9 protein-coding genes are annotated in these 12011 nt (G+C 65.9%); 2 read left to right on the forward strand and 7 right to left on the reverse strand.

Annotated features, from left to right (window positions below):
- Positions 1-23: 23 nt before the first annotated feature.
- Positions 24-1724 (reverse strand): diguanylate cyclase, encoded by a 1701-nt coding sequence (locus CLU86_RS03760; protein WP_099740681.1) that lies wholly within the window; start codon positions 1722-1724, stop codon positions 24-26.
- A gap of 377 nt (positions 1725-2101) precedes the next feature.
- On the opposite strand from CLU86_RS03760, the gene CLU86_RS03765 reads away from it, so the two are divergent.
- A complete protein-coding gene (locus CLU86_RS03765) occupies positions 2102-2977 on the forward strand; it encodes a neutral zinc metallopeptidase (RefSeq protein WP_099740682.1) in 876 nt (291 codons plus the stop codon).
- Between the two features lie 218 nt (positions 2978-3195).
- The gene (locus CLU86_RS03770) at positions 3196-4692 is read left to right on the forward strand and encodes a DEAD/DEAH box helicase (RefSeq protein WP_099740683.1); all 1497 of its coding nucleotides are present in this window, start codon (positions 3196-3198) and stop codon (positions 4690-4692) included.
- A 129-nt stretch (positions 4693-4821) separates the two neighbouring features.
- On the opposite strand, the gene CLU86_RS03775 is transcribed toward CLU86_RS03770, so the two are convergent.
- Genes CLU86_RS03775 through CLU86_RS03800 form a run of 6 tightly spaced genes read right to left on the reverse strand, consistent with a single transcriptional unit; the run spans position 4822 to position 11735 of the window.
- Positions 4822-5508 carry a nitrous oxide reductase accessory protein NosL gene (locus CLU86_RS03775; RefSeq protein WP_099740684.1) on the reverse strand — a complete coding sequence of 229 codons (687 nt, stop codon included), beginning with the start codon at positions 5506-5508 and terminating at the stop codon, positions 4822-4824.
- Positions 5509-5515: 7 nt separating this feature from the next.
- Positions 5516-6097: a nitrous oxide reductase accessory protein NosL gene (locus tag CLU86_RS03780; RefSeq protein ID WP_099740685.1), complete on the reverse strand. Its 582-nt coding sequence runs from the start codon at positions 6095-6097 to the stop codon at positions 5516-5518.
- Positions 6094-6909 (reverse strand): ABC transporter permease, encoded by an 816-nt coding sequence (locus CLU86_RS03785; protein WP_099740686.1) that lies wholly within the window; start codon positions 6907-6909, stop codon positions 6094-6096. Before CLU86_RS03785 ends, CLU86_RS03780 begins: the two co-directional genes overlap by 4 nt.
- A 2-nt stretch (positions 6910-6911) precedes the next feature.
- Positions 6912-7862 carry an ABC transporter ATP-binding protein gene (locus CLU86_RS03790; RefSeq protein ID WP_199175082.1) on the reverse strand — a complete coding sequence of 317 codons (951 nt, stop codon included), beginning with the start codon at positions 7860-7862 and terminating at the stop codon, positions 6912-6914.
- The gene (locus CLU86_RS03795; protein WP_199175083.1) at positions 7837-9114 is read right to left on the reverse strand and encodes a nitrous oxide reductase family maturation protein NosD; all 1278 of its coding nucleotides are present in this window, start codon (positions 9112-9114) and stop codon (positions 7837-7839) included. The genes CLU86_RS03790 and CLU86_RS03795 overlap by 26 nt, the downstream gene beginning before the upstream one ends.
- Positions 9114-11735, reverse strand: a complete 2622-nt coding sequence (locus CLU86_RS03800) for a NosR/NirI family protein (RefSeq protein ID WP_099740687.1) — start codon at positions 11733-11735, stop codon at positions 9114-9116. Before CLU86_RS03800 ends, CLU86_RS03795 begins: the two co-directional genes overlap by 1 nt.
- Between the last annotated feature and the right edge of the window lie 276 nt (positions 11736-12011).

Genomic DNA, 12011 nt, shown 5'->3' on the forward strand with positions numbered 1-12011 from the left:
CAAGCGGGGCTGGCCGGCTCGGGCTACCCCTGCACCACCACGCGGTTGCGGCCCTGGCCTTTGGCTTCGTACAGGGCTTCGTCGCCCCGGCGCATCAGGCGCTGCGCCGTGTCATCGGCCCCGCGCAGGGTCGATACGCCCGCACTCACGGTGATGCGGCCTACCACCGGGTCGGTGAGGGCTGCCTGCGCATCCACCAGCGTCTGGGCAATGGCCCGGGCGCCGTCCAGATCGGTGTCGGGCAGCAGCGCTGCAAATTCTTCCCCTCCCAGCCGGGCGACCACGTCCGAATCCCGCAAGCGCTGGGCCAGCGTGTGGGCCAGGCGCTGCAGTACCTCATCGCCCACGTCGTGGCCGTGCGTGTCGTTGATGCGTTTGAAATGGTCCACATCCACCGTGATGAGCGACAAGGGACGGCCACTGCGGCGCGCCAGCGCCAGGGCGTAGTTCATCTGCGCATCAAAGCCCCGGCGGTTGAGCAGGCCGGTCAGTGGGTCGCTGCGGGCTTGCAGGCCCAGCTCGCGGTTGGCGTCTTCCAGTTGCTGGGTGCGCAGCTGCACCTGGGCTTCCATGGCCTCGTTGGCGGCCAGCAGCCGGTGGGTCATGCGGCGCAGGGCCCACGACAGGCGCCGCACCTCGCGGCTGCTTTGTGTGGCCGGGATTTCTGCCCCCGGCTTGCCCGCTTCCAGGTCCCGCGCGGCGCGGGCCAGTGCGTCCAGGTCTTCGCTCAGGCGGCGTGCGGCCAGCCAGGCCAAAAAGGCGGCGATCAGGGCGGCAACCAAGCCCCCCAGCAGCGCGCGCTGCACCGCTTGCTCCGCCTCTGCAAAAGCGATGTCGACCGGCATGCGCGCCACGATGTGCCAGCCCAGGTCGCTTTCGGCGTTGCGGGCATGCATGCGGGTGTGGGCGGTGAGGTATTTTTTGTCGTCCACCCACCGCAGCACCGGGGGCGTGCCGGGGTTCTGGGCATCTGCAGGCACTCTGGCAAAGGAGGGGTCGGGCAAGGTCTGGCCCAGCTTTTGCAGCAAGGCTTGCTGCTCTGCCGGGGCGTGAATGAGCTGGCCAGCTTTGTCAAAAATGAACACCTCCAGCTGCTGCGCATGGGCGGCCGCAGGCATCAGCGTCTGGATCATTTCGTTGATCCACTCCCAATACCCGTGCACGCCCAGCACACCCACCGTAGTGGGGCCGATGCGGATGGGGGCCGAGAAGTCCACGAAGCGGTAGGGATCGCCATTGCGGCTGGGGGGCAGCAGGCTTTCCAGCAGCTTGGCGGGGTGCACATCGCCCACATGGGCGTTTTGAATGCCCGCCTGGAACCAGGGCCGCTCACTCACGTTCTGGCCCACCAGCATGTTGCCCGATGCGGCCCGCACAATGCCCTGGGCGTCTGCCACGCCCAGCCACAGGCTTTGGGGGTGGATGGCCTGCTGGCGTGCCAGCATGTGGATGACCTCGGGGGCCTCCAGCCCGTTGCGCCAGAGCACTTCAGACGACGCAAGCACCTGCACCTCGCGCACACGGTCAAACAACCCATTGGCCAGCAATGCGGCAGTGTTGTCGGCCACGCCTTGCAGCGATGCCCCTGCATCGCGCTGGATGCGTTGCTTCAGCACTTCGCCAAACCCCACCGACAGCAGCACCGACAAGGCCACGACCAGGGTGCCAAACACCAAAGCGATCTGGGTGCGCAGGCTGTGCCCTGGGGTGGAAGACTCGGTCATGGTCGGTTGGTGGATTCGTAGAAGGTGGGTGCGCCCGCAAAAGCGGCGCAGTGCTCAAATCAGAACCCGGTTTCAGGGCCGGGTCGGCTGCATGGTGGTACTTTACACAGGGCTGGGGTCGGGGTCCAAAATAGACCCATCCCTTCGCAGGCCGAAGTGCATGTCTTGGCCCGCTTGATGCCTCACGCTGAGGCGGTGCCCCGCAAACAGGTTCTGAGAGCGGCCAACACAACCCCCTGGCGTCGTTGTCCCGTCTTGTCGTACCGCTCGTATTGCCTGCGACGGAACGCCTGGCCAGGGCCGCTTCGCTGGATTGTGTTAACCGCTCTAAGATAGCCCACAAACCCTGCTGTGTGGCGGGATGCAGGAGCGATATCGTGAAATGGGAAGGCAACCGGGAATCCGACAATGTGGAAGACCGCCGGGAGGATGGCGGGGGCGGTAGCAGCCCGATCTTTGGGGGGCGCAGCATTGGCATCGGCACCATCGTGATCGCGCTGCTGGGCGGCTGGATTCTGGGCGTCAATCCGCTCACCATCCTGGGGCTGCTCAGCGGCGGTACGCCCCCGGCCCATGTGCAGCAGGCCCCTGCCCACCGGCCTCCGGCCGACGACAAGCTGGCGCGGTTTGTATCCACCGTGCTGGCCGATACCGAGGACGTGTGGAAGACAGTCTTCAGCCAGGGAGGGGGGCGCTATCAAGAGCCGCGCCTGGTCTTGTTCCGTGGGAGCAGGCCCACCGGCTGCGGCACTGGCTTAGCGGCCATGGGCCCGTTTTACTGCCCCGCCGACCGCAAGGTCTACATTGACCTGGGCTTTTACGAAACGCTCAAGAACCGCCTGGGTGCGCCGGGCGATTTTGCGCAGGCTTATGTGATCGCCCACGAGGTGGGCCACCATGTTCAGAACTTGTTGGGCATCAGTGCCAAGGTCGATCAGATGCGCGGCCGTGTGAGCCAGAAGGAATACAACGCCCTGTCGGTGCGGCTGGAGCTGCAGGCCGATTGCTTTGCCGGGGTGTGGGCGCACCATGCACAGAACGCGCGGCAGATTCTGGAGCAGGGTGATGTGGAGGAGGCCATGAACGCTGCCGCCCGCATTGGCGACGATGCCCTGCAGCGTGCTGGCGGTGGGGCGGTGGTGCCCGACAGCTTCACCCACGGCACCAGCGCCCAGCGCCAGCGCTGGTTTCACACGGGGCTCAAGCAAGGCAGCGTGCAGTCGTGCGACACGTTTTCTGCCCGCAGCCTGTGAGCAAGCCCACGGGCAGGGTGGGGTTGGGGCTATGGCGTGCGGAATGCAGTGGTTTCGTGTTTTTGATGGAAATGCTGGGCAGACCCATTGAAATAAGCGCTGGCAGCTATTGATTTAATAGCGATTTCGGGTTTTCTCGGGGGGCAGGGGGTGGCGTGGCGGTTCGAATTGCGAAAAAAATGCCTTTGTCAGCCCACGGTGCGACAATAGCGGGCTAAATGACAAGTTCTTTTTCCAATTTATCGCTGGCCGAGCCGCTGGCGCGCGCCGTGGCCGAAATGGGCTACGAGTCCATGACGCCCATCCAGGCGCAGGCCATTCCGGTCGTGCTGACCGGGCAAGATGTGATGGGGGCCGCCCAGACTGGCACTGGCAAGACCGCAGCCTTCTCGCTGCCATTGCTGCAGCGCCTGCTCCAGCACGAAAACAGCTCTACATCGCCTGCCCGCCACCCCGTGCGTGCCCTGGTGCTGTTGCCCACGCGTGAGCTGGCCGACCAGGTGGCCCAGCAGATTGCGCTGTACGCCAAACACACCAAGCTGCGCAGCACGGTGGTGTTTGGCGGCATGGACATGAAGCCCCAGACGCTGGAGCTGAAAAAAGGCGTTGAGGTGCTGGTAGCCACGCCAGGCCGCCTGCTGGACCATATCGAAGCCAAGAACGCGGTGCTCAACCAAGTCGAGTACGTGGTGCTCGACGAGGCGGACCGCATGCTGGACATCGGTTTTCTGCCCGACCTGCAGCGCATCCTGAGCTACCTGCCCAAGCAGCGCACCACGCTCTTGTTCAGCGCCACGTTCTCACCCGAGATCAAGCGCCTGGCCAGCAGCTACCTGCAAAACCCCATCACCATCGAGGTGGCCCGCCCGAACGAGACGGCCTCCACCGTAGAGCAGCGCTTTTACAGCGCGGGCGACGATGACAAGCGCCGTGCCATCCACCAGGTGCTCAAGACCCGGGGCATCAAGCAGGCCTTCATTTTTGTGAACAGCAAGCTCGGTTGCGGCCGCTTGGCCCGCAGCCTGGAGCGCGAAGGCTTGAAGACCGCTGCACTGCACGGTGACAAGAGCCAAGACGAGCGCTTGAAGGCGCTGGAGGCCTTCAAAAAAGGCGAAGTGGATTTGTTGGTGTGTACCGACGTGGCCGCACGTGGGCTGGACATCAAGGATGTGCCCGCCGTGTTCAACTTCGACGTGCCCTTCAACGCAGAAGACTACGTGCACCGCATTGGCCGCACAGGCCGCGCGGGGGCCTCGGGGCTGGCGGTCACGCTGGTGTCGGGCAGCGATGCGCGCCTGGTGGGCGACATCGAGAAGCTGATCAAGAAGAAGATCGACCTGGAAGCGCTGGAGTACGACGAAGACCGGCCCAAGGAGCGCATCAATGACGGCCGGCGTGCCTGGCGCGATGGTGCTGACTCCAGCGATCCGCGCGATGCCGGTGCCGCCCACCGCCGCGAACCCCGAGAATCTCGCGAGCCCCGCGAAGGGCGTGAACACCGCGAACACCGTGGCTTTCGCCCAGCGGCTGTGTCGCGCGATCCGTTCTTTGCCAAGCCGTACGAGCCCTGCACCACCGATGCCGCCCCCGCCTGGGAGGCTGCAGCCAAGGCGCCCGTGCGCAGCGGCGTCTCTGCCAACATCAAGCCCAAGCGCAAGGTGGCGGCATTGTTCAAGGCTTCGGCCCCTGTCCCCGAGCCTTCCAGCCAATCCTGAGTGGACAGGATCTACCCAGGTCTGTAGGTTTTTAGATCTTTTAGGCTGCTAGCGCTTGATTGATAAGCGCTGGTAGCTATAAAAATAATAGCTGTTTCGGCTGCCATCTCAAAGGCACCATAGGCCGTTTCAGTGCGCGTGGGTTTCTGCACTGCCGCGCTGGGGTGCCAGCGACTGGAGCAGTGCTGCGTCCACCGCCGCAAAACCGAGCACCCGCCCCCCGCGCTGCTGCGCAAATCGCTGTGCAGCCACCGTGTCGGCAAACGCTGGCAGGTTGCCCGCCCGCATGGGCCCCAGGGCCGACGAGCCCGCCACATACACCGCCTGTGGTGCGTCCACCCATGCCCCTGTGACCGTATCGGTCACGTAGCGGGCCACGATGGCCTCAAGGGTGCGGCCCCGCGTGTAGTGGGCCACATTGCCCAGGTACTGCATCAGGCTCAGCGGCGAGTCGAAAAAGTAGGCATCCCCGTCCGCAAAAATAACCTGCGCCGCCCAGGCGCGCGCGCGCGCCGGGTACATGCCGCACACCGGGCAGCGGGCGTCGGCGGGCACCTCACGTGCAGCGGCCAGGGCCTGGCCGGATGCTGGGTTGTACGGCGTGGGCGGGGCCACGATGCACACGTCGTCCCCCACGCCGGGCAGGTTGGCCGAAGGGATGCTGCCCTGCGCAGCCCGCGCCTGCCATTGCCAAACCGCTACACCGGCCGTGCCCAGCAGCAACGCGGCCAGCGCGGCGCGCCGGGTGGGCTTGCGTGCGCCGCCATGGACGGGGTGGGCGGGATGGGCAAGCGGAGGATGGGGCAGCAGGCGCATGGCGGCCTCACATCCGGGTGTCTTGTTGCGCCCCGCCGCTCAGGTCCACCATGGCGGGCTTGATCTCGGCAAAACGCAGCACCTTGCCACCGTATTCGGCGGCGAATTTCTGCGCGTCGGCCTCTTGCGCAAAGCTGCCGATGGTGGGGCCCATGGAGCCGTGGCGCTTGCCGCCCACCACGTAGAGGGCCGTCTTGCCATCGATCCAGTGGCCCTGCGGTGCATTCCAGTCGGCTTTGCCCATGTCCTGCACGTACACGGCCTGCACGGCGCGCACTTGTTCGCCGGCCAGCAGGGTGCTGAACAGCTCCACCGTGTCGCAGAAGAACGAGGGCTTGTCCTGCCCCGCAAAGCGCACCTGCGCCTTGGGGCCGGGGTAGTCGGCCAGCAGCATGCCGTCGAGTTCGCAACTGGTGGTGCGGTCGATCTCCACGGGTTTCAGGGACTGCGCGCTGTTGTCCGCCTGGCTGCAGCCGGTCAGGCCCGTGAGGCCGGTGAGCGTGCCCAGCGATGTGAGGGCCGCCCAGCCCAGCAGTTGGCGCCGTGTGGCGCACGCGCATTGGTATTGGTTGTGGGATTTTTTCGTCATGGCTTGAATCTCCAGCTCGCCAGGCCCAGGGGCACCACGATCCAGCCCGCCATCACCGCACCCATCAGCCATGGCTTGGCCAGGGCAGGGGGCACGATGCTGGTCAGGCCGTACAGGGTGCGCACGTCGTCCAGCGAGAACACGTTGAGGATGCGGAACACGTCGGCCGGGTTGAGCAGCAGCAGGTAGGCCATGGCCTCGCCGCCCACGCTGCCGCCCGTGGCCACCAGGGCGCCCAGCAGCAGCAGGTCAAACACCAGCACAAAAAAGAACCAGGCGGCAATCGCCAGGCCCGAGGCGCGTGTGCGCTCGTGCGTGAGCACCGACAGCAGCACGGCCAGGCTCAAAAAGGCCAGCCCCAGCAGCACCGAGCTGGCCATGAAGCCGCCATAGTGGAACAGCCCCGCCCAGCTGAACTGCCGATACAACAGCACCGCGACCAGGCCAAATCCTGCGAGGGTCGAAAGCGTGAGTGCCGCGGCCAGCCCCAGGTACTTGCCCAGCAGCAGCTCCAGCCGTGTGATGGGCAATGACAGCAGCAGATCGAGCGAGCCGCGCTCGCGTTCGCCCACGATGGCGTCAAAACCCAGCAGCAGCGCGATCAGCGGGATCAGGTAGATGACGAGGCTGACCAGGCTGGCGATGGTGAACTCGATGGAGCGAAAGCCCACCGTGCCCTGCTGAGCGCCGCCAAAGTAGGCGATGGCCAGCGAGAACACGGTGAACACCAGCGCCACGGCCAGCACCCAGCGGTTGCGCATGCGGTCGCGGAACTCCTTGCCCGCGATGGTGACGATTTGGGTGAATTCCATGGTCAGTCTCCGCGCAGCCCGAAGTACACGTCTTCGAGCGAAGGTTCGTGGATGTTCACATCCAGCAGCCGTGCGCCCAGCGGCGCCAGGGCGGCGAGCACGGCCATCTTGGCGCTGCGGGGGCATTCCACGCGCAGGCCGTCGGGGGTGGCTGTGGTCGTGATGCCGGGCAGCGCGGCCAGTGCCAGCACACCCGCCGCTTGGTCCGTGGCGGCCAGCGTGAGGGCGATGGCCAGCGGCATGTGTGTCTGCTCGCGCAGCGCTTGCACGCTGCCCAGGGCCTGCAGCTTGCCAGCGGCCAGGATGGCCAGGCGGTCCACACGCTCTTGCAGCTCGGCCAGGATGTGCGAGGTGATGACGATGGTCACGCCCCGGGCCTGCAGGCCGCGCAGCGTGGCGTAGAAGTCGCGGATGGCCTGGGGGTCCAGGCCGTTGGTGGGCTCGTCCAGCAGCAGCACCTGGGGTTCGCCCAGCAGCGCCTGTGCAAAGCCCAGGCGCTGGCGCATGCCCTTGGAGTATTCGCGCACGGGGCGCTTGCCCGCGTGGGCCAGGCCCACCTGTTCGAGCAGTACGGCGCATTGCGCCAGGGGCGCGCCCTTGAGGCGGGCAAAAAAGTGCAGCGTCTCCAGCCCGCTCAGGTTGTCGTACAGCACCACGTTCTCGGGCAGGTAGCCCAGGTGGCGCCGTGCGGTGCGAAAGTCGCGCCCCAGCACGCGGGTGCCGCCCACGCGGATCTCGCCCTCGGTGGCGGGTGTGAGTCCCAGGATCATCTTGAACAGCGTGCTCTTGCCCGCGCCGTTGTGGCCGATGAGGCCCAGGATTTCGCCGCGCTCCACGCGCAGGTCGATGCCGTCCACGGCGTGCAGTGCGCCGTAGTGCTTGTGCACGCCCCGCACCTCAATGGCGGGCTCGCGCAGGTTGGTCAGCTCAATGGGGGGTGGGTTGCGGGTCACGCCAGTGGCTCCGTTCGGGGTGGTTGGGTTGCATGCGGGGCGCGGGGTCGACCACCGTGGGCACGCGCAGCACCGGAAATTGCTGGCCCACCAGGCGCAGTGCCTGCACGGCAGGGCTGGCCAGCAGCAGCTTGATGGTGGGGTGGCGCCAGGTCAGGCGGTCCACCATGTCGTTGGCTTCGTAAGGCACATCGCCCACGCCGTTGCCGTCGCGGTCCCAGCCCAGGTAGTTGCTCCAGTGGTTGCCGCCGCCGGTGCCCCAGCGCTCGTCGCGGGCGCCCACGTAACGCACCTGTTCGCGGTTGCCGACGAAGTCGTTGTTGTCCACCTTGTTGCGGGTGGAGCCGGCCGACAGGTGCACGCCCACCGTGTTGCGCGCCACCAGGTTGCCGCGCAGGGTGACGTACTCCACGTCGTAGATGAAAAAGCCCCGGTTGTTCTCGGCCACCACGTTGTTCTCGATCACCGAGTCCTGCATGGTGCGCAGCATGATGCCGTGGTCGGTGTTGCCCCAGGCGCGGTTGTTGCGCACCACCTGGTCGCGCACTTCCATCAGCGCCAGGCCGCCCCGGTTGTAGTAGGTGTCGTTGTCCTCCCACAGGTTGTAGTAGGAGTTCATGTAGTGCGTGCCGTAGCGGCTGTGGTGCAGCTTGTTGCCCCGGAACACGGCATGGTGGGATACATCCACATACAGCGCGTCTCGCACAAAGCTGATGTGATTGCCCTCGATGCGTGCGCCCGTGGTGTTGTACAGCTGCACCCCGTTGCCACGCTGGGACGAGCCCACATCGCGCAGGCCGGTGATGGTGTTGTGCAGCACCTGCACGTCGTTGGCCTTCTCGATCCACAAGCCGAACAGGTTGTAGGTGAGGTCGTTGTGGCGCACCACGGCGCGGTGCGCGCCAGGGAAGATGTAGATGCCCGCGTTCTGGTCCTTGAGGCTGGTGCCCGAGTCGCGCACGATCAGGCCTTCGATCACCACGTCGGGGGCGGTGACGCGGATGGTGTCGCCCGCCTGGCCGCCGCTGAGCGTGGGGCGGTCGATGCCGCGCAGCGTCAGGGCCTTGTCGATGCGCAGGTTCACGCGGTAGGCGCCGCGCAGCACCTCCACCGTGTCGCCCGGTTTGGCGGCCGTGATGGTGGCCTGCAGGTCTTGTCCGGGGCGCACCCGCACGGTGGCAGCGTGGGCGGGCAGGGCCAGCAGGCACGCAGCCAGCGCCACGAATGCGGTGGCAGCAAGGGGGGGCTTCATCACGCCAATCCCACCACGGCCTTGATGGCCAGGAAGAGTGCTGCGCCGATCAGCAGGTTCTTGAAGCCCACGTAGCTCAGCATGTCCATCACGCCCGCCCGGCGGTACTGGCCCTGCCACCAGGGGCCGTCCTTCACATAGCGCTTGCCCGACAGGCGTATCAGCACCTCGTACACGCTCCAGCCAAACCACCAGCCGATGATGGCGCCCGATGACAGCGAGCCCATGGCGGTCAACACCCAGGCCACGCTGGCAGCGACGGCCATCGAGAAGCCCGCGATCTGCAAGCCACGGCCGGATGCCCAGCCTTCGCGGCTCCAGGGCCACAGGTGGTCCACCAGCTCCAGAACGACCCAGCGCAGGCCTTTGGCGTCGGCCTTGTGTGCGGGCAGTGCTGGCGTGGTGGGCATGCGTGGGTCTGGCCCCTGGGCGGCCTTGGCCGAAATCTGGTCTTGCACCGTGGCGGGGTGGATCGGGATGAAGTAGCCGTTGGCGCCGATGGGCGTGATCTCCAGGCCGTCCTTTTCGCGGCGCTTGCGTTCCTTGGCCAGGGGCGGGCAGCCCTTGGTGTCGGTGTAGAGCACCATGCAGTCCAGGCAATGCAGGCATTCGCGGTGGTCGATGCGGCCATCGGCGTCGATGGCCTGTGCACCGCAGCCCACGGCGCAAGCCTTGCAGCTGTTGCAGTCCTGCTTGCGCTTCAAACCAAACCAGCGGAACGTGCTGGGCATGGCCAGCGACGCGCCCAGCGGGCAGATGTATTTGCAATAGGGCCGCTCGATGAAGATCGACACGCCCAGGATGGCCGCCACAAACAGGCTGTAGGGCCAGGCGCGGTTCAGCACACCGACGAGGAAGGTGGTCTTGAACGGCTCCACCTCGGCCAGCTTCTCAGCCAGTCCCATCGAGAACATCGACACCACCAGCAACCCGAAGAACACCGCGTACTTGACCCACTTGAGCCGGTCGTGCCACTTCTGCGGCAGCTGGGTCTGAAAGCGCTTGAGGCCCACCGCGCGCGCGATCTTGTAGATGCCCTCCTGCAGCGAGCCAAACGGGCACATCCAGCCGCAGAACAACCCGCGCCCGAACAGGAACACCGTGACGATGATGAAGATCCAGAACAGGAAGATGAACGGGTCGGACAGGAACAGCGACCAGGTCCACTGGAACAGCAGCGAATGGAACCAGGTCAGCACCTGCGTGATGGAGGGCTGCGCCATGGCGCCAAAACCGATCCAGCCAATGCTGAGGGCCCAGAAGCTGTACTTGAAGGCGTTGACGGGCCACTTGTTCTTGTGGGTGGACAGGCGGGTGAGCTTTTCGCGCAGGGCGTAGACCACGCTCACGGCGACCAGCAGCACGGCGAACAGTGCGATCTCGACCGCGCGCGACTTCCACACGCGCACCCAGGGGGCGTCGGGCTCCTCAATGGTGGGGCGCCCGCCTTGCAGCATGGCGGCGGGCAGCCAGTAGGGCGTGTCAAAGCTGGTGAAGCTGCGTGTGCCCGTGGCCCGGTCCACGCGGTTGCCCAGAAAGCTCAGCTTCCAAGGATAGGCGGCCGAGAAGGCGGGTGAGCGGATGATGAAGATGACCGATTCGTTGTAGCTGGGTGCGCCTGCGGCCTCGATGCCGTACAGGTTGAGCGCGTCCAGGTCGCGGAAGGTGAACGAATCCGCCCCCTGGCGCACCTGCACGCGGTCGTAGATGCCGCCGCGCACGAAGCCCGATCCCTTGAACGATTCCTTGCCGCCGGTGCGGACGATGAAGAAGGCGTGTTCGCCCTCCTTGAGCTGCAGGCGCAGGTTGTTCCAGCCGTTCTCGCCCAGCACGCTCTTGCCAATGTCGGGGTGGTTCAGGTCGCCAAACCACAGCTCGATGAACGGGTCGGGGCCTTTGTCCAGGCCCACCTGTTCGGGCAGCACCCGCAGGCGCTGCACGGTGCCCTGCTGCACCAGTTCGGCCCAGCTCAGGCGTTTGCCGGTTTCGGCATAGCGGGCGGGTTCACGCACCGTGGGCGCGAGGATGCCCACCTGCCGCGCCACGGCCGAGCCCGAGGCCATCATGACCTGGTTCTGTGCGATGACGGTGACCGTGGCGCCCGAGATGGCGTCGAGGCCCAGCACGTTTTCATCGGGGCGCGACTGGCCCACCTCGATCTTGTCGGCCACCGACTTGCCCAGGTACTGGGCGTTGAATTTCAGCAGCGCGGATTCCGGAATGCCCAGCAGCAGGATCGGCTCGGAATGCTTGAGCACCTTCACGCCCACGAAGCGGCCCTGTGTGTCCATGCCGATCAGCGTGACGACGGGCTTGCCCGAGTAGGCGGGGGTGTCGGTGATGTCTGTGGACAACATGACGTAGCCCAGCAGCTTCTTCTGGGTACCGTTGTTGTCGTAGGCCTCCACATAGGGCGGCTGACCCTTGCGTTCAGAGAAATGGCTGGCGCCGGGAAACACGTCCTTGCACGGCACCAGCGCGCACATGTCGCGCGCGGTAGGCAGGTCCGCAGGCAGCTCAGCCTCGTAGGCGCCTGCCGCAGCATGCGCGCGCGGCGCCAGCCAAAGTGCTGCCAACAAGACCAGAAGAAGCGTGGCGAACTGCCGACGGAGGGAAATCATGGGACTATCTTTTTGATAGCTGCTAGCGCTTATTGATAAAGCGCTAGCGGCCAATTTCATTCAAATATTTATCTGCTCGGCTTTGCGGAGGTGCCATTGCTGAGAGTTGTGCAGGGCTTCGACAAGCTCAGCCTGAACGGGCTGGGGGAGGTCAAAACACTCCAGCTCTACAAGAAGCGCGGCCTGCGCAACTGGCGCGCTCCAGGCGAGGGCCACCGCGCAAGGGCCGCCCCGCCGCGCTGGTGGCGTCCCCCTTCCCGGAGCGCGAAGCGCGCA

The sequence above is a fragment of the Acidovorax sp. 62 genome, from assembly GCF_002754495.1.
Taxonomy (GTDB): Bacteria; Pseudomonadota; Gammaproteobacteria; order Burkholderiales; family Burkholderiaceae_C; genus Acidovorax.

Excerpts from the sequence above, each read along its gene's own strand:
- CLU86_RS03800 (WP_099740687.1), bottom strand. The coding sequence starts at position 11,735 with ATGATTTCCCTCCGTCGGCAGTTCGCCACGCTTCTTCTGGTCTTGTTG.
- CLU86_RS03775 (WP_099740684.1), bottom strand. The coding sequence starts at position 5,508 with ATGCGCCTGCTGCCCCATCCTCCGCTTGCCCATCCCGCCCACCCCGTC.
- CLU86_RS03785 (WP_099740686.1), bottom strand. The coding sequence starts at position 6,909 with ATGGAATTCACCCAAATCGTCACCATCGCGGGCAAGGAGTTCCGCGAC.
- CLU86_RS03760 (WP_099740681.1), bottom strand. The coding sequence starts at position 1,724 with ATGACCGAGTCTTCCACCCCAGGGCACAGCCTGCGCACCCAGATCGCT.
- CLU86_RS03795 (WP_199175083.1), bottom strand. The coding sequence starts at position 9,114 with ATGAAGCCCCCCCTTGCTGCCACCGCATTCGTGGCGCTGGCTGCGTGC.
- CLU86_RS03770 (WP_099740683.1), top strand. The coding sequence starts at position 3,196 with ATGACAAGTTCTTTTTCCAATTTATCGCTGGCCGAGCCGCTGGCGCGC.
- CLU86_RS03780 (WP_099740685.1), bottom strand. The coding sequence starts at position 6,097 with ATGACGAAAAAATCCCACAACCAATACCAATGCGCGTGCGCCACACGG.